Here is an 18,772-nt window from a genome sequence, read left to right on the forward strand (position 1 = left end):
CATCATGCAAATCGTTCAATCCACCACCCCCGCCGCCATGCCGCAAGGCAACGCCAGCAATGCCGTCGCGGCCGACGGCACGGCGCTGGGGCTGGCCGGGCAGAACGCCGCCACCGCCACCCCGGTGACGCCGACGCCGAGCAGCGCCGCGCCGCTGCAACGCGGCCTGAGCAACTGGGACCAGCCGCTGCAGGGCGACGTCGCCGGCGCCCAGCAGGCCCTCGATTTTCTCGAGCAGAGCGCGGCCCAGCTGCGCGCGCTGAAGTCCGACCTGAGCGCCAAGCTGGCCTCGCGCCAGGTGCGCGACGGCACCATCGAGGCGCGCGTGCGCCAGTTCAGCACCACCTGGAAACAACGCCAGCAGACCTCCGGCGGCACCCTCGACGCCCGCCTGGGCTACAGCCGCAAGGGCGCCGCGCAACGCTTCACGGTGCGCGGCATGACCCTGGCCGGCCTGCGCCACGGCAACCGCGAGGTGCTCAGCATCGCCATCGGCAGCGCCGCCCAAGGCGTGCGCTCGGTCAACCTGGAGCCCGGCCTGAGCGACGCGGAAATCGCGCGACGCTTCGACGAGGCGCTGGCGCCGCTCGGCGTGCGCGCCGGCGTCAACGACGACGGCGCGCTCGAGTTCTCCACGCCGGAGGACGCCTGGGCCGGCGTGCGCGACAGCTTCGCCGTGCAGGGCAGCGGCATCCGCTTCCCCACCGGCCAGATGAACCGCGTCAAGACCGAGCCAGAGGCGGCCAGCATCGAGCCGGACAGCTGGGACACCTCGGACGAGGCGGCGCTGCGCCAGACACTGCAGCAGGTGGTGCAGGCGCTGGCCCAGGTCGAGCAGGCGATGGCCTCGGTCAGCAACGCGCTGAGCCAGGCCGGCGGCCGGGTCGCCACCGCCTCGCCCGAGGCGCCGCCGGCGATGGACCAGGCGGCGCAGAACTTCGTCTCCACCACCAAGCAGCCCGGCTACCAGTCGCTGCTGTCGTTGACCTCGGCGCTGGTCGGCATCAGCCGCGAGCGCGTCATCTCGTTGCTCGGCCTGCGCTAGGCCCTTCCCCGGCGGATCGCCCGGCCTCAGGCGCCGGGCAGCGCGGCCGGCCCCTGGCGCGCCAGCGCGGCCAGCGCCGCCGCCGGCATCGGCTTGGCGAACACATAGCCCTGCGCGAAGTCGCAGCCGGCCGCCATCAACAGCGCGCACTGCGCCGCCGTCTCCACCCCCTCCGCCACCACCTGCAGGCCCAGCTTGTGGGCCATCACGATGACCGCCTCGCACAGCGCCAGGTCGCCCGAGTCGCTGACCAGGTCCTGCACGAAACTGCGGTCGATCTTCAGCAGGTCGATGTCGAAGCGCTTCAGGTGGGCCAGCGACGAATAGCCGGTGCCGAAATCGTCCAGCGCCACCTGCAGGCCCATGGCGCGCAGCGCGCGCAGCCGCTCGACCACCGGGCCGGCCTGGTCGAGCAGGACGCCCTCGGCGATCTCGATGACGATGCTGCGCGCCGGCAGACCCAGCGCGGCGACGTGCTCGAACCAGCCGCGGCACAGCGCGGCGTCGCCGCGCAGCTGCGCCGGCGACAGGTTGACGCTGACCTGGAAGGCCGGGTCGAGGCCGTCCTGCCATAGGCGCACCTGGTCGGCGGCCTGGCGGAACACCCAGTCGCCGATCTCGACGATCAAACCGCTCGACTCGGCGAAGGGCAGGAAGTCGACCGGGCAAAGCAGGCCGCGCTGCGGATGGCGCCAGCGCAGCAGCGCCTCGGCGCGGACGATGGCGCCGCCGCGCAGGTTGACGATGGGCTGGTAGTGCAACTCGAACTGGCGCTCGGCCAGCGCCAGGCGCAGGTCGAGCGCCACCTGCTGGCGCGCCTGGGCGGCCAGCTGCAGGTCGGGGGTGAAGTAGCTGTAGCGGTTGCGCCCGCCGTGCTTGGCCGCGTACATCGCCTGGTCGGCGTGGTGCAGCAGCTGCTCCGGCTCGGCGGCGTCGGACGGGTACAGCGCGATGCCGACGCTGGCCGACACCTGGCCGCTGGCGCCGTCGAGCGCGAACGGCCGGTTCAGGTTGGCCAGCACGTTCTGCGCGATGCGCTCGACGCTGGAGACATGGTCGAGGCCGGACAGGATGATGGTGAACTCGTCGCCGCCCAGCCGCGCCAGCGTGTCCGCGGCGCGCACGCAGCCGCCGATGCGGCGCGCCGCCTCGACCAGCAGGCTGTCGCCGCAGCCGTGGCCGAGACTGTCGTTGACCTGCTTGAAGCCGTCCAGGTCGATGAACAGCAGCGCCAGGAACAGGCCCTCGCGCTGCGCCTTCTTGATCTCCTGGCGCAGCCGGTCGTGGAACATGTGGCGGTTGGGCAGGCCGGTGAGCGCGTCGAAGTTGGCCTGCTGCCACATCAGCTCGGACGACTCGCGCCGCGCCGTGATGTCGCTCACCAGCGCCAACGCGCCCAGGTAGGCGCCGTCCGGGTCGAAGATCGGGTTGGTCGCCAGCGTGGCCCACAGCTCGCTGCCGTCGCGGCGCAGGAACTTGAACTCGTGGCGCTCGGCGATGCCCTGCTGGCGGCGGGCGATGTTGCGCTCGAGGATGGCGCGGCCCTCCTCGTCCATGAAGGCGGTGAGCGGCTGCTCGAGCATCTGCTCGATGCCGTAGCCCAGCATCTGCGCCATCTTCGGGTTGACGAAGGTGGTGCGGGCGTCGGCGTCGATCTCCCAGATGCCCTCCTCGGCGCTGTGGACGATGCGGCGGAAGCGCGCCTCGCTGCGCTCGAGGGCGGCCAGCTTGCCCTCGGCCAGCTCGAGCACCACGCGGAAGGCCTGGCCGCTGCCGTCGGCGCTGGCGCGCAGCGTCACCGGGAAGCCCGGCTCGTGGCGCGCGCGCGTCATCTGCAGGTCGCAGCGCTCGGTCTCCTGGCTGTTGAGGGCGCGCCGCACGAAGCGGTCGAAGTCGTCGAGGAAGCGGGCGCAGACAAAGGAGCGGAAGTGCACCTGCTGGGGATTGTGGCGCGCCACGCCGAGCAGGTCGGCGCCGACCAGGTTCATCTGCAAAATCGTCGTGTCGAAGCCGAGCACGAAGTAGCCGACCGGGGCCAGCAGGTAGACGTCGTTGAACAGGCCCTGCTGCTGCTCCAGGCGCAGGCGCTCGGGGCTCAGGGCGGCCTCGATGGCCGCCTGCGGCGCCGCCGCGGCGCCGCCGGCGCCGACCGCCATCATGGCGTGGTAGGCCTGCACGGTCGAGGCGTCGGCCAGGCCGGCCAAGCCGGCCGCCAACGGTGCCCGTTTACGTTTGGGCAAGGTGGTCGGCGCTTGATCGTCTTCCATGTGACCTCTCTGCGCCGGGCGCGGCCAGCGCGCTGGCAAAGTTGTGCATGTGGGAATGCTGGCAGAACTAGACTAGCACCGAAGCCCGGCGCTGTCGATGGCCCAGGTGGCGCGCGGCGGCCTTTTCCGCCACAGCAGCGCCCGCCCCGGCGCCGCCGTCCTAGAGTTGGCGGGCGTAGCCGGGCTGGCGCTGGCGGCGGCCGAAATGATGGCCGACCACCAGGGTCGAACTGGCGATCAGGCTGCTCAGGCCGATCATCAACTGGATCAGCTTGTCGTCGGGCAGCACCCACATCGCGCCGGCCGGCGCCTCGACCCGGGCCGCCGCCATGATCAGCGGCGCCACCCAGTCCGCCTCCGGCGTCAGGTCGAGGATGACGGCGCCGTCGGCGCTGGTCTGCATGAAGATGTCGCCGCCCTCGGCCAGGGTGAAGCGCACGCCGTAGCCGCGCTCGTTCTTGCCGATGTTGTCCTGCATGCAGCGGTTGTGCTCCTCGATCCACAACTCGACGTCGCCGGCGTTCTCCAAGGCGCTCCACGGCACCGGGCGGAAGCGCGGCGGCGCGACCGGCTCCGGCTGATTGTCTACTGCGTCCTGCATGTTCATCCTGGCTTTCTGGTGTCTACCGGCCCATGGCTACGGGCCAAAGCGCTAGTTTAGCCGATCTTGCAGGTGAACAGGACGCGGTGGCGCTGCCGCCCTACTATGACGAGTGAGGGCGCGCAGGTCCGCGCGGGCGCCAACGGCGGCGCGCCGCAACACCGCTCGTTGCTGGCGAGTTCAACCCTTCCAGGTACGCTTGAGTCCGGTGTCGGCATGGATCCAGCCGCCGCGCGGTCCCTCGCGGTAGTAGAAGCCCACCCCGCCCTGGCGGAAGCTGCGCACCAGGCCGCCCAGCACCTCGGCGTTCAGGTTGGGGATGCGGATGTCGGCCGCGCGGCCCGTGATGTGCAGCGATTGGCGCGCCGCCGGCACGCCCGCCTCGATCAATTTCTTGTTCGAGTTCGGCGTGCGGTAGCCGGACAGGATCTCCAACGGATGGTCGATGCCGTAGCGCGCCACGAAGGCCTGGGTGCCCCACAGGGTTTCGAACAACTTGGGATCGATGGGCGCGGTCTCCTTGCCGTTGACGTCGCGCATCAAATGACAGAGTTCCTGGTAGGCCGAGTCGATCACCTCGCCGTCCTTCCAATACAAGATCCTGGCCTTTTCGCCGCTGGCCGGGCGCGTCACGCTGAGCACGCGCGGCTTGAGCCAGAACTCCAGGTCGAGCGCCTGGGCATCGAAGATGTCCGGCGGCGGCGCCAGTTCGGTCGGCCCCGCCGAGCTCGGCGCTTGTGCCAGCATGGTGGCCGGTTTTGCCGCCCTGGTCGCATGGGCCGCCGGCTTACCGGCGGTGTGGACGGCGGCGCTATCGGCGCCACCATTGACGCTGCGGGCGGCGCAGCCGATTAAGGGCGTGGCCAGCATGCCGACCGCGCCCAGACCCAAGCCGTGCTGAATAAAATTTCTACGCGATACCATAGTGCATCCATTGAGACAATGTTCTTACTATAGCCTATAGGCGGGGGAATTGAAAAACCCCACGTAGAAAAATTCACATGCTTGCCTGCTTGGCAGCGTCCGCAGCGGCTGGCGGCGGCGCCGACGACGCCGTCAGGCCGCCGCCAACTGCCGCCCGCCGCCCGCCAGCACGGCGTCCGGCGTGTCGAGCAGATAGCCCTGGGCCAGCACCGGCACGCCGGCCGCCACCGCCAGCCAGCGCAACAGCGCCAGCGCCACGCTCGTTTCCAGCCGCTTGAACACCAGCCGCGCGCCCTGCGCGTGGCTGGCCTGGGCCAGGCGCAGCAGATCGGGCTGGTCGGCCTGGTCGAGCAGGCGGGCGTCGAGCTTGAGCACGTCCGGCCGCACCCGCGCCAACAGGTCCAGCGCCTCGGCCGGCGTGGCGGCGTTGACGGCGAAGCGGAAGCCGTTGCGGCGGTAGTTGTCGGCCACGTACTGCAGCAACCAGCCCTGCTGCGGCGTCACCTGCGGCAATTGCAGCACGATGCGCTCGATCGGCAGGCCCAGCGCCGCCAGTATGCGCTGGAAGGCGTGGCCGTGGTTGCTGCTGACGGCGCCGAGCAGACGGTCGTGCACGTTCAAATACAGGTCGACCGGCTCCTGTCCCGCCGCCGGCGCCTGCAACTGGCGGAAGAAATTGATCGCGTGCAGCATGCGGCACAAACGGTCCAGCTCGATCGACTCGTCGTCGCTGGCGGCGTGGTCGAGCAGCTTCCACAGCGAAAGCCCCTGGTCGGCCAGCGCCACGCCGCGCGCCAGGCCCTCGTAGGCCAGCGCCGCCCGGTCCGCCGCGTCGAGCTGGCGGATCGGCTGGAAGGCGCTGCCCATGGTGCAGTTGAAGAAGCGCCCCTGCGCCTTGCCGTCGGCGTCGAGCCGGATCGACGAGGTGGCGCCGCCGGCGCCGGACAAGCGCGCCAGATAGAGTTGCAGCACCGGATAGGACACCGGATGGGAAAGCGCCGGCGCGTCCGCCGGCGGATTGGACGGCGCGGCGGCGGCTTGGGCGGGCTGGGCGGGCTGGGACATGCGATGGGCTCCTTGGTCTGGCGCGCCATGACTGTCTGCCGGGCTGGCGCGGGAAAGCACAGACTACGGCCGGCGGCGGCGAAAAAGAAGGAATCGTTTCGGCCATCCTTATGCGCGGCACGCATAAGGATGGCGGGGCGGCGGGCCGACTATGCATATGCGAAAGACTTCCTTGCCGCCGCGCCGGGGCCGGCCTTATCGTCGCGTATCGCCACTCCACCGCCGCCCCGCCATGTGCCAACTCCTCGCAATGAACAGCAGCAAGCCGGCCGCGCTCGGCTTCTCCTTCGCCGGCTTCGCCGAGCGCGGCGGCCGCACCGGCGAACACAAGGACGGCTGGGGCATCGCCATCCACGGCGACGGCGGCTGCCGCCTGATCACCGACCACCTGGCCTCGATCGACTCGCCGCTGGCCGCCGAGCTGAAGCGCCAGCCGGTCAAGGCGCACAACATCGTCGCCCACATCCGCAAGGCCACCCAGGGCCGCGTCGCGCTGGAGAACAGCCATCCGTTCACCCGCACGCTGTGGGGCCGGACCTGGTCGTTCGCCCACAACGGCGACCTCGGCCGCTTCGCCGCGCCGCCCGCCGCCTACCGCCCGGCCGGCGACACCGACAGCGAAATGGCCTTCTGCCACCTGCTCTCGGGCCTGCTGCGACGCTTCCCCGACGGCCAGCCGGCGCGCCACCTGCTATATGCCGCGCTGGCCGAGCTGGCCGGCGCCGTCGCCGCCCACGGCAGCTTCAACTTCATCCTGTCGAACGGCGAGCTGATGTTCGCCCACTGCTCGACCAAGCTGTACTACGTGTTGCGCGCCTACCCGTTCTCGGTGGCGCGGCTGATCGACTGCGACCTGAGCATCGACTTCCGCCGACACAACCACCTGGACGACCGCATCGCCGTCATCGCCACCGCGCCGCTGACCAGCGACGAGCCCTGGCAGGCCTTCGCTCCGGGCGAACTGCGCCTGTTCGTCGCCGGCCAGGCGGTGGCCAGCCCGGCCGCGCCGGCGCCCAGCACGCGCCGCCTGCACTTCGCCATCTGCTGACGGCGGCGCGCGCCGGCCGCCACAGCGAAGGCCGGCTGGCGGCGCCATTGCGCGCATGGTGTTGCATCGGCTACCATGCTTTCATACGCCGCTTCAACATTGCCGAGAACCATGCCAACCACCATCGCAATCATTGAAGACAACCTGGAATTCCTGCGCCACTTCAGCGCCGTGGTCGACGCCAGCGACGGCCTGCGGCTGCTCGGCGTGGCCGGCAACGGCCGCGACGGCATGGCGCTGATCGAGCGCGAGCGCGCCGACCTCTACCTGATCGACCTCGGCCTGCCCGACATGGACGGCGTCGAGCTGATCCGCCACGCCCTGCGCCGCCACCCCGACTGCGACGTGGTGGTGGTCACCGTGTTCGGCGACGACGCCCACGTCATGGCCAGCATCGAGGCCGGCGCCACCGGCTACCTGCTCAAGGACAGCGCCCCGGCCGCCCTCCTCGACTGCGTGCGCGTGCTGCGCGAAGGCGGCGCGCCGGTCAGCCCGGTGATCGCGCGCAAGATCCTGCAACGCCTGGGCAAGAGCGCCGCGCCGGCGCCGGCGCCGCCGCCTGCCGGGCGGGCGCTGGTGACCGAGCGCGAGGTCGAAATGCTGCGCGCGCTGGCCAAGGGCCTGAGCTTCAACGAGATCGGCGACATGTACACCATCTCGCCGCACACGGTGGCGCGCCACGTCAAGAACATCTACAAAAAGCTGGCGGTGCATTCGCGCGGCGAGGCGGTCTACGAAGCGACCGCGCTGGGCCTGCTGTAGATGGCGCCCCGGCGGCGCCAAGCAACGCTGGTGGTGCTGGGCGGCGGCGCCGCGCTGAACCTGCTGATCGGCGCCATGCTGGCCCTGTTCCTGCTGCAAAGCCACCAGCAGACCATGCAGCACGCCAGGGTCACGGCGCAGAACCTGTCGACCGTGCTGAAGGAAAACATCTCCGGCACCCTGCGCGCCCTCGACGCCTCCCTCGGCAGCACCGCCGACGACCTGCTGCAACTGCCTCCCGGCGCCGCCGCCGGCCTGTTGGCGCAACTGCGCGAGCGCCAGCCGGCGCTGGGCGAGCTGCGCGTGTTCGACGCCGCCGGCCGGCTACAGCGCGGCGCGGCGCTGCCGCCCGACGCGGCCGGCGCCATCGCCGGCCAGGCCTGGTTCCAAGCCCTGCGCGGCCCGGCCGGCCCGGGCCTGAGCATCAGCCCGCCACGGCTGGACGCCGCCAGCGCCCGCTGGCACGTGCTGCTGGCGCGCGCCATGCGCGACGCCGGCGGCCGCTTTCACGGCGTGTTGACGGCCGAGGTGGACCTGGCGCGGCTGTCGAGCGCCTTCTCGCTGGTCAGCGTCGGCGCCAAGGGCGCGATGACGCTCAGCTCGTCCGATGAACAAGTGTTCGCCCGCTATGCCCGGCTGCACTACGACGACGCCATGATCGGCAAGACCATCGCCTCGGCCAAGCTGCGTGCCTACGTCGCCTCCGGCCGGCGGCCCGAGACGTATCTGTTCACCTCGCCGCTGGACGGCGCCGAGCGGCTGATCTCGCTGCAACGTATCTTCGACCGGCCGCTGCTGGCCGCGCCGGCCAATCTGTATTTCAGCGTCGGCCTGGCCAGCGACGACTATTTGCAGAAATGGCGCGAGGAGGCGCGCGCCGCCGCCCTGATCATGCTGCTCAGCCTGCTCGTCAGCGGCGCCGCCGCCTGGAGCCTGCTGCGCTTCTGGCACGAACGCGACGCCCGCCAGATCCAGTCGCGCGCCTTCGAGCGCGAACACGCCGTCAACGAGGAACGCCTGCGCATCATGCGGGACCTGCACGACGGCGTCGGCTCGCAACTGCTGAGCGCGTTGATGATGGTGCAAGGCGGCAACGCCAGCCGCGAACAGACCGTGCTGCTGTTGCAGGAATGCATGGACGACATGCGCCTGGCGATCGACACCTTGGCGCCCGACGAGCCGGACCTGCTGCCGGTGCTGGGCAACTTCCGTTTCCGCATGGAGGCGCGCTACCGCGCGGTGGGCCTGGACTTCCTCTGGATCAACCACGCCCTGCCCGACGCGCTGACGCTGGCGCCGCACGCCGGCCTGCAGCTGCTGCGCGTGCTGCAGGAGGCGCTGGCCAACGTGCTGCGCCACGCGCAGGCGCGGCGGGTCAAGGTCGAGGTGTATTTTTCGCCGCGCCGACTGCGCGTGCGGATCGAGGACGACGGCGTCGGCATGGCGGCGGCGCCGACCTTGGCCGGCAGCGGCCACGGCATGGCCAACATGCGGCTGCGCGCGCACAAGCTGGGCGCCACGCTGGCCTGGCTGGACGCCGGCGGCGAGGCGCCGCGGCCGGGCACGGTGGTCGAACTGGTCGTGCCGCTAAACGAGGCTAGCCAAAAAGGCGAAAATCCAAGGGCAGACCCGAGGGTCAGACCCTAGGGTCTGAGCCTGGCCTGACGCATCCGGGCGGTGTAGCCATTGCGACGGAAAAAGACCAGGGGCGGCGGCGCCGTGGCGCGGCGCCCGTCAGGCGGAGTTGGAGTTGCAGTTGCAAAAACGTTTGCGCTTGCCGTCGGGCTCGCCGGCAACGGCGTCGAGCTGTTTCCAGAAGAAAATGGTTTCCACGCCATAGGGCGAACGGACCTTGCCGGCCTGCACATAGCCCTGGCTGGCGAAGAAGGCCTCGCCGCTGGCCGTGCTGTGCAGCTGCAGCGCCTTGACGCCCCAGCTGCAAGCCTGTTGTTCCATACGCTGTAGCAGGGCCTTGCCGACGCCATGGCGCAGCGCCTCCGGCAACAGATAGCACAGCGCCAGCTTGCCGGCGCCGGTCAGCAGGGCGACACCGACCACCTCGCCCCGCTCGACCGCGACCAAGGAAAAATTGGTCGGCGAAGCAAACCAGCTCGCCACCGTCGCCGGGTTCTTGTTGCCCAACCAAGCGCCCAGGATGGCCGGGTCGTTCCTATGATCGGAAACACAGCATTCCTCGATCGAACGACGTAACACATTGCATGCCGCAGACGCATCTGTCGCCGCAGCAATACGAATTTCAAGACTCATGAACGCTCACAAAATATTCCCGATAGCAAAATGAAGCAGGTCTCAGCTGGCTTCTCAGTGCGTAAGCCACTATACACCAAGCGGCAAAAACCGATGCACACCGGTCCTTTTCCGCCTTCCGCCATACTGCATCGCCGCATCGGTCTTGCCGACGAATGTTTGCAAAAATCCATATGCGGATTTCGCTGGAAACCCTTGTGGTCGATACCATCTAAGCATATTACGAAAAATTCGTATCTTTTCCGGGCCGGATTTTAGACTATGGCGGTCTGTTTTCACAATAGAGCCCACCATGCCAAACATCCTTTCCGCCAAAACCGTCCGCGCGCTGCCGCGCCGCAGCTTCCTCGCCGGCGGTTTCGCCGCCGCCGCCGTCCTGTTGGCCCTGCCGATGAGCGCCTCGGCCGCCGACACCGTGCTGCTCAACGCCTCCTACGACGTCACGCGCGAACTGTTCAAGGACATCAACCCGGCCTTCATCGCGGAATGGAAGAAAAGCACCGGCGAAACGCTGACCATCAACCAGTCGCACGGCGGCTCGTCCAAGCAGGCCCGCTCGGTGGCCGACGGCCTCGAGGCCTCGGTGGTGACGATGAACCAGGCCAACGACATCGACCTGCTGGCCGATCGCGGCCTGGTGGCGGCCGACTGGGCGAAAAAATTCCCCAATGGCGCCGCGCCGTTCTACTCGACCATGGTCTACCTGGTGCGCAAGGGCAACCCCAAGCAGATCAAGGGCTGGGACGACCTGGGCAAGCCGGGCGTCAAGGTCATCATCCCCAACCCCAAAACCTCGGGCAACGGCCGCTACAGCTATCTGGCCGCCTGGGGCGCCGTGATCAAAAAAGGCGGCAGCGAGGCGCAGGCGCGCGACCTGGTCGGCCGCATCTTCAAGAACGTGCCGATCCTCGACGCCGGCGGCCGCGCCGCCACCACCACCTTCACCCAGCGCCAGATCGGCGACGTGCTGATCACCTTCGAAAACGAGGTGCAACTGGTGCGCACCGAGTTCGGCGACAACTTCGAGGTGGTCTACCCGGCCAACTCCATCCTGGCCGAATCGCCCGTGGCCGTGGTCGACAAGGTGGTCGACCGCCGCAACATCCGCAAGCAGGCCACCGCCTACCTGAACTTCCTGTATTCCGACGCCGGCCAGGAGATCGCCGCCAAGCACTTCCTGCGTCCCCGCTCGGCGGCCGTGGCGAAGAAATACGCCGCCAGCTTCAAGCCGATCACCCTGTTCACCGTCGACGATGTGTTCGGCGGCTGGAAGGCGGCGCAGAAGAAGCACTTCGACGACGGCGGCGAGTTCGACAAGATCTACCAATCCAAATAAGGATATGCGCAAGCATTCGTTTCCAAACGGCCGCCATGGACGTACTCTGAAGACTCAGCATTGATCGGAAACGCTGATAATTCAACGTCATTTATAAGGAATCCTGATGCCGACGGGGATGTCGATCGCCAAGATTCAGTAGTTGGCTCGGGAAGTTGGCGTCAAGGTAGTACTACGAGGAGAGTTCAGTGCGCGGCACGGCAGCTTGCAGCACAGCAACAGATCCAATCATGTTGCCCCTCAAAAGCCCCGGACAGCCGCTGTCCGGGGCTTTTTTTCATTGTTCAGTCCGCACGACTTACATTCAATAGACGAGAATTCACTTTAATGTTATTGTCTATCCCTAGGAAAATATTGCCGTATAGCTAGACCAGTACGCGCAGCGCCGCCTCCCGGCGCCCGATAGACCCCACTCCTTCAAGAACACCCGACATGCTCAAAAAAATCGTCGCTTTATTGCTGACATCATTCTCCGTCGCCGCCGTCGCGGTGCCGCTCGGTTCCCAATCGGTGCTGGTGGTGGAAGACGGCACCGGCAAGATCTTGCTGGAAAAGAACTCCAACGTCCAAGTGCCGATCGCCTCGCTGACCAAGCTGATGACGGCGATGGTGGTGCTCGACGCCAAACAAGACATGGACGCCCCGATCAGCATCGACAAGACCGACGTCGACATGCTCAAGCACAGCACCTCGCGCGTGCCGGTCGGCGCCGAGATCGCCCGCCGCGACGTGCTGCAACTGGCCCTGATGTCGTCGGACAACCGCGCCGCCGCCTCGCTGGGCCGCACCTACCCGGGCGGCAGCGGCGCCTTCGCCGCCGCCGTCAAGGCCAAGATCCGCGCGCTGGGCCTGACCCAGACCGTCATCGAGGAGCCGACCGGCCTGTCGCCGAACAACCGTTCGACCGCCGCCGACCTGGTCAAGATGGCCACCGCCGCCTCGGCCTACCCGGAGATCCGCCGCATCACCACCGACACCAAGGACATCATCAACATCAACGGCCGCAAGGTGGAGTACCACAACACCAACCGCCTGGTCGGCGCCAAGGGCTGGGACATCGGCATGTCCAAGACCGGTTACACCGAAGAGGCCGGCCGCTGCCTGATCATGCGCATCAAGGCTGCCGGCAAGAACGCCACCCTGGTGCTGCTCAACGCCCGCGCCAACTCCGCCCGCATCGGCGACGCGCTCAACATCCGCCGCCTCATCGCCGGCCCGAACGCCGAGCCGAAGGTGATGGTCGCCGGCGGCAAGCGCCACAAGAAGGCCGCCAAGGCCAGCACCCGCCGCCACCGCCGCGCGTCCTAATCGCAGCGCTCGTCGCGCCGTCCAAGCCGGGCTCGCCGCCCGGCTTTTTTACGTCCGCAGCGGCCCGCGCACAAGCCTCCCCCCCGGGGTCAGTGCCGACATTCGGACACGAGTTCAACCGTAGCCAGCGCAACCGAGCCACTTAGCTGCTGAGTCCGTGTCCGAATGTCGGCACTGACCCCGGTTTGCTTCGCCCTGCTTGCTCGGATTGGCGACGTATCGACCTTGCTCGCGGTTTCCCCTGTGCTCGCCGCAAACCCGCATGGATACTGGACTCCAGCAGCCCTGCGCGATTCTGCCATGCTTGGAATTGGTGCATATGTGCCAGTTTTCAGCATGGACCGTGGAAATTCGGCCAAAAAAATGGCGCCCCGCGAAGGGCGCAGTGTCCTGACCGGCTTCAGATTGCCGCACATCCTGCGGCCGGAATCGCCGCGCTAAACGGTCGGCGAATCGAGCAGTTCGCGCAGACCGGAGGCGCGCTGGGTACGCGCGGCGATGGCGTCGAGCAGCACTTGTGGTGCCGGCGTGAGCAGTGTGAACAGCTCGCGCGCGCGGGTGATGCCGGTGTACACCAGCTCCCGCGCGATCACCGCCCCGCCTTCGCGCGGCAACACCATGACTGTGTGGCTGAACTCGGAACCTTGCGATTTGTGCACCGTCATGGCGAAGGCCGTCTCCACATTGCGCAGGCGCGTGGCCAGCACGCTGCGCACCTTGTCGCCCTCGGAGAAGTAGACGCGCAGATAACCGGGCCGCGCCGGATCGGGCAGGGTCAGGCCGATGTCGCCGTTGAACACGCCGGTGGCGTAGTCGTTGCGGGTGACCATCACCGGCCGGCCGACATACCATTCGCCCCGCTTGCGGATGAGCCCGGCCCCCTCCAGCTTGTGCTCGATCGCCTCGTTCAGGCCGGCCACGCCCCACTCGCCCTCGCGCACCGCGCACAGGATGCGGAAGGCTTCGAAGCTGTGCAGCACGCCGCGCACCCAGCCGTCTTGGCCGCCGTCTTGGCCGGACTCGTCGGCTTGGCCGGGGCCGGATTGGATCATCCTCAGATAGGGCCGATAGCCTCCGCCTATCTCGTCGGCGCGGCCGGCCAGGGCCAGTTGCAGCACGTCGGCCTGTTGCGCCGGCGCGATCCAGGCCAGTTTGCCGTCGCTGTTGCCGCGTAGAACATCCTGCGCGGCGGCGGCGTCGCCGGCGTTGACGGCCAGCGCCAGCGCGCCGATCGGGCCGCTGAAGCGCCGGCTCTGGCGCAACATCACAGTCTGCTGGGCCAGCGGGCCGCCGGCGCCGACGAAGGCGTGGGGAATGGTCTGGCCGCTGCTCTCTTGCACATAGCGCAAGGTTTCCATCGAATAGGCGCCGGCCTGGGCCTCGTGGCACAGGTCGCCCAACACGGCGCCGGCCTCGACCGAGGCCAGCTGGTCCTTGTCGCCGAGCAGCACCAACATCGCCTGCGGCGGCAGCGCGTCGAGCAGCGCCGCCATCATCTCCAGATGCACCATCGAGGCCTCGTCGACGATCAACACGTCGACGTCGAGCGGGTTGCCGGCGTGGTGTTGGAAGGCGCGCGTGCCCGGCCGCGCCCCCAGCAGACTGTGCAGGGTGCGCGCCGCGCCCATCCGCGCCGCCAGCTCGCGCAGCGGCAGCGCCGGGCCGACCCGGTCGGCCAGGCCGTCGAGGGCGTGGTCGATCGACTGCTTGAGCCGCGCCGCCGCCTTGCCGGTGGGCGCCGCCAAGGCGATGCGCAGCCGTCCGCTGCCCTCGCCGGCGCTGGCGAACAGCAGCGCCAGCAGGCGCGCCACCGTGTAGGTCTTGCCGGTGCCCGGCCCGCCGGTGATGATCGCCATGTTGCCGTGCAGGGCGACGGCGCAGGCGATCTTTTGCCAGTCCGGCCCGCCCTCGCGCGGCGCGTGCTCGAACAGCAGATCCAGCCACCGCCGCACCTCGGCCAGGTCGGGCTGGCGCGGCGTCAGCGCGCGGCCGCGCACGGCCTGCGCCACCAGCGTCTCGTCGCGCCAGTAGCGGCGCAGGTAGAGCCGTTCGCCGTCGAGCACCAGCGGCTGTTCGAAATCGAGGTCGCCGACCGCCCACACCTGCTCGCAGGCCGCCAGCAAGGTGCGCCAGGCGGCGCCGCGCTTGGGCCAGACGCCGGCCGCCTCGCGCAGGCCGCGCCAGCTGTCCTCGCCCCAGCCCAGCAGGCCGGCCGGGTCGCGCGCCAGCGCGTCGAGTTCCAGGCAGCTGTGGCCGCGCCCTTCAAGTTCGGACAGCAGCACGCAAGCGAGTGCCAGTTGCGGCGAACCGCCGCCTATCGAGCCGATGAAGCGGGCGAAGGCGGCGCTCAGGCGGCGCAACTGGCCGTCTTCGGTGAGGGCGTCGACCTGGGCCAGCAGCGCCAGCGTGGCGGCGTCGGCCGGCGTCGGCCGGAAGGTGTGCGGATCAATCGTCATGTTCAAATTCCGGCTGGGTAGCCTCGTCCAGTAGTCGGTCCAGGCCGTCGAGCAGCGCGGCGTCCGGCGCCAGCAGGTAGCAGCCGTGGGTGTGCGGGTTGGCGATGCCGCGCAAGAAGAAGAACAGTGCGCCGCCCAGCTGGGTGGCCGGGTCGTAGCGCTCGCCGAGCCGGCTGGCCAGCAGGCGGTGCAGCGCCAGCATATAGATGGCGCCCTGGATGTCGTAGCGGTGCTCGGCCATGCCGGCCGCCAGCGCGCCGCGATGGTAGGCGGCGTCGCCGGAGCCGAGCGCGTTCGACTTGTAGTCGACCACCCAGTAGCGGCCCGCGTGCTCGAACACCAGGTCGGTGAAGCCTTTCAACATGCCATGCAGCTGGCGCTCGGGCAGCGCCGGCCGGGCGATGCCGTCCAGCAGATGCGCGCTGCACAGGCGGTCCAGCGCGCCGGTGCTCAGGCGCTCGCTGGGGAACCAAAACTCCATCTCCGGCAGCACGGCGTCGAGCTGGCACAGCGCCACGCCCAGCTCGGGCAGCGGCGTGGTGGCGATGGCGCGCAGCCAGGCGATGCTGTCCTCCTGGCGGTGGCCCCAACCGGCGCGGTCGATGCGCTTGCCCAGGCGCGCGTCGAACTGCGCGTCGTCGACGCTGCCGAAGCCCTCCTGCCCCATCCACTCGAGCTGCTCGTGCAGGAAGTTGCCGGGCACGGAGCCGCGCGGGAAGCGGTGCCAGGGCGCGTCCTCGGTGCGGCTGGCCACCGCCAGACCGGCCGGGGCGTCCTCCTGCTCCAGCAGTTTTTCCTCCAGCGCACGGCGCGGCACGTGGCTGGCGCCGGGCGTGCCGACGCGCCGCGCCAGCGAGGTGAAGCTGCCCACCGTCCAATCGCGTTCGAAGCGGCCCTTGTACTGCGCCGGCTCGACCAGCGCCGCGCGCTGCTCGACACGGCTGAGGAAGTTCATCTGCTGCGGCGCCGCCAGCGTGTTGATGGCGATGTGCTCGCAGTCGCCGCGCAAATACTCCCAGCGCTCGACCAGCAGGCTGACCGGCAGCGCCTCGCCGCCCGTCAGCAAATAGCCCAGCGCCGACTCGTGCAGCGTGTTGTCGCCGGCCTTGCGCGCCGCCAGCGCCGCCACGCCCAGCCACAGGAAGTGGCGGGCGCGGGTCAGCGCCACGTACAGCAGGCGCAGGTCCTCCTCGATGCGGGCGCGTTCGACGGCGGCCAGCGCCGCGTCGCTCAACGCCATGTCGATCTGCCGTTGGCCGTCGTCGTCGCTGTACTCGAAGAAGGCGCGGTTGCGCCGCTCCACCTTGCGCGCGGTGACGGCGAACGGCAGGTAGACCAGCGGGTACTCCAGCCCCTTCGACTTGTGCACCGTGATGACCTTGACCAGCTCGGCGTCGCTTTCCAAGCGCAGCACGCGCTCGTCGCCGCCCTCGCCGCCGCCGTCGATTTGTTCGGCCAGCCAGCGGATCAAGGCCTGTTCGCCGTCCAACTGCCGGCTGGCCGACTGCAGCAGCTCGGCCAAATGCAGCAGGTTGGTCAGGCGCCGCTCGCCGCCGGCCTGGCGCAGCAGCACCGCCGGCAGCCCCAGTTCGTGGATGAAGCGGCGCAGCATGGCCAGCACGCCCTGGCGCTGCCAGACGATGTGCAGCGCCTTCAACTGCTCGACGCGCTGCTCCCAGGCCAGCTCGTCGGACGACAGCTGCGCCAGCTCGGCCAACGCCAGGCCTGCCGTGCGGGTGGCGAAGGCGGCCCGCGCCAGCGCGCCGTCGAGCGGATTGGCCAGCGCCGACAGCCAGCGCAGCACGTCGGCAGCCTCCTCGCTGTCGACCACCGAGTCCTTGTCCGACAGGTAGACGCTGGCCACCTTGCGCCGCTGCAGCGCCTTGCGGATCGCCGCCGCCTCCTTGCGGTCGCGCACCAGCACGGCGATGTCGGCCGGTTGCAGCCGCTCCAGGCGGCCGTCCGCCCCCTCGAAGCCGGCTTGCGGGTCGTTCAACCGCGCCACGATGTCCTCGGCGCAGTGCCAGGCGAAGTAGTCGCGGTAGCCCTCGGCCTTGATGTCCTCGGCCACGTTGCAGCACACCGCCATCGCCGGCACCGGGCCGTCGGCCGCCATCAGCACCTCCTTGCGGCCCTGCGCGCCGACCGCCTCGAACGGCAGCGGGTTGACGCCGTCCTTGCGGAAGCGGAAGGCGCCGCGCGGGAAGCCGGGCCGGCCGCCGGCCACGCCGGGCGCGTCGCCCTCGGCGTACAGGAACAGGCGGTTGACGGCGTCGACCAGCGGCGCCGTCGAGCGGTAGTTGGTGCCGAGTTGATAGTGGCGGCCCTCGGTGGCCGCGCGCGCCGACAGGTAGCTGTGGATGTCGGCGCCACGGAAGCCGTAGATCGACTGCTTCGGGTCGCCGATCAGGAACAGGCCCAGGGTGGGCTCGTTGTCGGCGACGCGGTACAGCAGGTTGAAAATCTCGTACTGGTTCGGCGCCGTGTCTTGGAACTCGTCGACCATCGCCACCGGATACTGCTCGGTGATGCGCTTGCGCAGCGCCTCGGCGTTCTCGCCCTGCAGCGCGGCGTTCAGGCGGTCGAGCATGTCGGCGAAGCCGAATTGGCGGCCGCGCCGCTTCAACTCGTCCATGCGCTGCGCCACCGAGCTGGCGGCGTGCTGGTACAGCGCGTGGCTCAGCGGGACGATGGCTTGCAGCGCCGCGTACAGCGGCGCGGTGGCGTCGAAGTCGTCCGGCACGCCGGTGCTGAAGCCCTTGCTGAAGGCGTCCTCGATACCGTCCGGCGTCAGGCGCCGCCAGGCCGTGTCCGAGATGTCGGGCATGTGGGCCTGCTCGTCGCGCGCCCAGGCGCGCAGGCCGGCGAACCACTTGACCAGCGTCTCCGGCTTCATCTTGACGCCGTTGAAGCACTTCGGCGCGGCGGCGCGGTGGCCGCCTATCCATTGTTCCATGCGGTCGGCCCGCTCAGTCCAGCCGTCCTTCAAGGCCGCCAACTGCGTGCGCTGCTCGCGCTGCACCCGGCCGATCAGGCCGGCCAGGCTCTCGCCGCCCAGCGCTGGCAAACTGTTGGCGCGCTTGGCCAGCTCGCGCACCGAGCGCTTGAGCACCGTCACGTCGGGCCAGCAATCGAGCAGCGGCGCCAGCGCGCCGGCGCCCAGCGGATACACCTGCTGGCGCCAGTAGTCGTGCGCCGCGTCCTCGAACAGGGCGTGCTCGTCGCTCACCAGCTCCTCGTCGAACAGGCTGCCGCTGTCGAAGGCGTGCTCGCGCAGCATGCGCTGGCACCAGGCGTCGATGGTGAAAATGGCCGCCTCGTCCATCGTCTCGGCGGCCAGCATCAAGCGGTGCGCCGCCTGCTGGCGCTCGCTGTGGCCGGGATAGGAGTCGAGCAGCTCGTCGAGGAAGGGATCGGGCTTGTCGCCCTGGCCGCGGAAGTAGGCCGCCGCCTCCACCAGGCGCTCGCGCACCCGGTTCGACAGCTCGCGCGTGGCGGCGCGGGTGAAGGTCATCACCAGGATGTCGGCCGGCAGCAGCGGACGCACGAAACCGTCGGCGCCGCCGTGGCCCAGCACTAGGCGCACGTACAGCGCGGCGATGGTCCAGGTTTTGCCGGTGCCGGCGCTGGCCTCGATCAAGCGCGAGCCGTGCAGGGGGAAGCGCAGGGGCGCCAGTAGTTTACTCATGGTC

The 18,772-nt window shown here is 69.4% G+C and carries 14 protein-coding genes; 7 read left to right on the plus strand and 7 right to left on the minus strand.

Annotation, left to right across the window (positions count from 1 at the left end; translation table 11 throughout):
* The first annotated feature begins 4 nt into the window (after window positions 1-4).
* Window positions 5-1,045, plus strand: coding sequence for a hypothetical protein (locus tag BM252_RS03900; RefSeq protein ID WP_093383912.1), 1,041 nt, complete (start codon window positions 5-7; stop codon window positions 1,043-1,045).
* Between the two features lie 26 nt (window positions 1,046-1,071).
* On the opposite strand, the gene BM252_RS03905 is transcribed toward BM252_RS03900, so the two are convergent.
* From BM252_RS03905 to BM252_RS03920, 4 genes are all read right to left on the minus strand, one after another.
* Complete coding sequence (locus BM252_RS03905; RefSeq protein WP_245774072.1) at window positions 1,072-3,312, minus strand: putative bifunctional diguanylate cyclase/phosphodiesterase; 2,241 nt, start codon at window positions 3,310-3,312, stop codon at window positions 1,072-1,074.
* Window positions 3,313-3,472: 160 nt separating this feature from the next.
* Window positions 3,473-3,913 carry a hypothetical protein gene (locus BM252_RS03910; RefSeq protein ID WP_093384238.1) on the minus strand — a complete coding sequence of 147 codons (441 nt, stop codon included), beginning with the start codon at window positions 3,911-3,913 and terminating at the stop codon, window positions 3,473-3,475.
* Between the two features lie 180 nt (window positions 3,914-4,093).
* Entirely contained in the window at window positions 4,094-4,837 is a 744-nt protein-coding gene (locus tag BM252_RS03915; RefSeq protein WP_425442255.1) for a YcbK family protein, read from the minus strand.
* A 132-nt stretch (window positions 4,838-4,969) separates the two neighbouring features.
* Window positions 4,970-5,902: an EAL domain-containing protein gene (locus tag BM252_RS03920; RefSeq protein WP_342742457.1), complete on the minus strand. Its 933-nt coding sequence runs from the start codon at window positions 5,900-5,902 to the stop codon at window positions 4,970-4,972.
* 232 nt (window positions 5,903-6,134) lie between these two features.
* Here BM252_RS03920 and BM252_RS03925 point away from each other — a divergent pair, with 232 nt between their 5' ends.
* From BM252_RS03925 to BM252_RS03935, 3 genes are all read left to right on the plus strand, one after another.
* Entirely contained in the window at window positions 6,135-6,950 is an 816-nt protein-coding gene (locus BM252_RS03925; protein WP_093383914.1) for a class II glutamine amidotransferase, read from the plus strand.
* A 111-nt stretch (window positions 6,951-7,061) separates the two neighbouring features.
* A complete protein-coding gene (locus BM252_RS03930; protein ID WP_093383917.1) occupies window positions 7,062-7,712 on the plus strand; it encodes a response regulator in 651 nt (216 codons plus the stop codon).
* A complete protein-coding gene (locus BM252_RS03935) occupies window positions 7,713-9,359 on the plus strand; it encodes a cache domain-containing sensor histidine kinase (RefSeq protein ID WP_139236274.1) in 1,647 nt (548 codons plus the stop codon).
* Between the two features lie 87 nt (window positions 9,360-9,446).
* Here the strand turns inward: BM252_RS03935 and BM252_RS03940 are convergent, their stop codons facing one another.
* Window positions 9,447-9,980, minus strand: coding sequence for a GNAT family N-acetyltransferase (locus tag BM252_RS03940; RefSeq protein WP_093383922.1), 534 nt, complete (start codon window positions 9,978-9,980; stop codon window positions 9,447-9,449).
* A gap of 292 nt (window positions 9,981-10,272) precedes the next feature.
* Between BM252_RS03940 and BM252_RS03945 the strand changes: the two genes are divergently transcribed.
* From BM252_RS03945 to BM252_RS29880, 3 genes are all read left to right on the plus strand, one after another.
* Window positions 10,273-11,316: a sulfate ABC transporter substrate-binding protein gene (locus tag BM252_RS03945; protein ID WP_174900405.1), complete on the plus strand. Its 1,044-nt coding sequence runs from the start codon at window positions 10,273-10,275 to the stop codon at window positions 11,314-11,316.
* Window positions 11,317-11,748: 432 nt separating this feature from the next.
* On the plus strand, window positions 11,749-12,624 hold the full coding sequence (locus BM252_RS03950; RefSeq protein ID WP_093383924.1) for a serine hydrolase: 876 nt from the start codon (window positions 11,749-11,751) through the stop codon (window positions 12,622-12,624).
* Between the two features lie 165 nt (window positions 12,625-12,789).
* Complete coding sequence (locus BM252_RS29880; RefSeq protein ID WP_139236276.1) at window positions 12,790-13,065, plus strand: hypothetical protein; 276 nt, start codon at window positions 12,790-12,792, stop codon at window positions 13,063-13,065.
* Here BM252_RS29880 and recD read toward each other — a convergent pair.
* Together recD and recB are read right to left on the minus strand one after the other, a co-directional pair.
* Complete coding sequence (gene recD, locus BM252_RS03955) at window positions 13,062-15,080, minus strand: exodeoxyribonuclease V subunit alpha (RefSeq protein WP_093383927.1); 2,019 nt, start codon at window positions 15,078-15,080, stop codon at window positions 13,062-13,064. The genes BM252_RS29880 and recD overlap by 4 nt on opposite strands.
* Window positions 15,070-18,768 carry an exodeoxyribonuclease V subunit beta gene (gene recB, locus BM252_RS03960; RefSeq protein ID WP_093383929.1) on the minus strand — a complete coding sequence of 1,233 codons (3,699 nt, stop codon included), beginning with the start codon at window positions 18,766-18,768 and terminating at the stop codon, window positions 15,070-15,072. Before recB ends, recD begins: the two co-directional genes overlap by 11 nt.
* Window positions 18,769-18,772: the final 4 nt, after the last annotated feature.

The sequence above is a fragment of the Rugamonas rubra genome (assembly GCF_900114705.1).
In the GTDB taxonomy this organism is placed as follows: Bacteria; Pseudomonadota; Gammaproteobacteria; order Burkholderiales; family Burkholderiaceae_D; genus Rugamonas; species Rugamonas rubra.

Excerpts from the sequence above, each read along its gene's own strand:
- BM252_RS03905 (WP_245774072.1), bottom strand. The coding sequence starts at position 3,312 with ATGGAAGACGATCAAGCGCCGACCACCTTGCCCAAACGTAAACGGGCA.
- BM252_RS03900 (WP_093383912.1), top strand. The coding sequence starts at position 5 with ATGCAAATCGTTCAATCCACCACCCCCGCCGCCATGCCGCAAGGCAAC.
- BM252_RS03940 (WP_093383922.1), bottom strand. The coding sequence starts at position 9,980 with ATGAGTCTTGAAATTCGTATTGCTGCGGCGACAGATGCGTCTGCGGCA.
- BM252_RS03915 (WP_425442255.1), bottom strand. The coding sequence starts at position 4,837 with ATGGTATCGCGTAGAAATTTTATTCAGCACGGCTTGGGTCTGGGCGCG.
- BM252_RS03950 (WP_093383924.1), top strand. The coding sequence starts at position 11,749 with ATGCTCAAAAAAATCGTCGCTTTATTGCTGACATCATTCTCCGTCGCC.
- BM252_RS03925 (WP_093383914.1), top strand. The coding sequence starts at position 6,135 with ATGTGCCAACTCCTCGCAATGAACAGCAGCAAGCCGGCCGCGCTCGGC.
- BM252_RS03935 (WP_139236274.1), top strand. The coding sequence starts at position 7,713 with ATGGCGCCCCGGCGGCGCCAAGCAACGCTGGTGGTGCTGGGCGGCGGC.
- recD (WP_093383927.1), bottom strand. The coding sequence starts at position 15,080 with ATGACGATTGATCCGCACACCTTCCGGCCGACGCCGGCCGACGCCGCC.
- BM252_RS29880 (WP_139236276.1), top strand. The coding sequence starts at position 12,790 with ATGTCGGCACTGACCCCGGTTTGCTTCGCCCTGCTTGCTCGGATTGGC.
- BM252_RS03920 (WP_342742457.1), bottom strand. The coding sequence starts at position 5,902 with ATGTCCCAGCCCGCCCAGCCCGCCCAAGCCGCCGCCGCGCCGTCCAAT.
- BM252_RS03910 (WP_093384238.1), bottom strand. The coding sequence starts at position 3,913 with ATGCAGGACGCAGTAGACAATCAGCCGGAGCCGGTCGCGCCGCCGCGC.
- recB (WP_093383929.1), bottom strand. The coding sequence starts at position 18,768 with ATGAGTAAACTACTGGCGCCCCTGCGCTTCCCCCTGCACGGCTCGCGC.
- BM252_RS03930 (WP_093383917.1), top strand. The coding sequence starts at position 7,062 with ATGCCAACCACCATCGCAATCATTGAAGACAACCTGGAATTCCTGCGC.
- BM252_RS03945 (WP_174900405.1), top strand. The coding sequence starts at position 10,273 with ATGCCAAACATCCTTTCCGCCAAAACCGTCCGCGCGCTGCCGCGCCGC.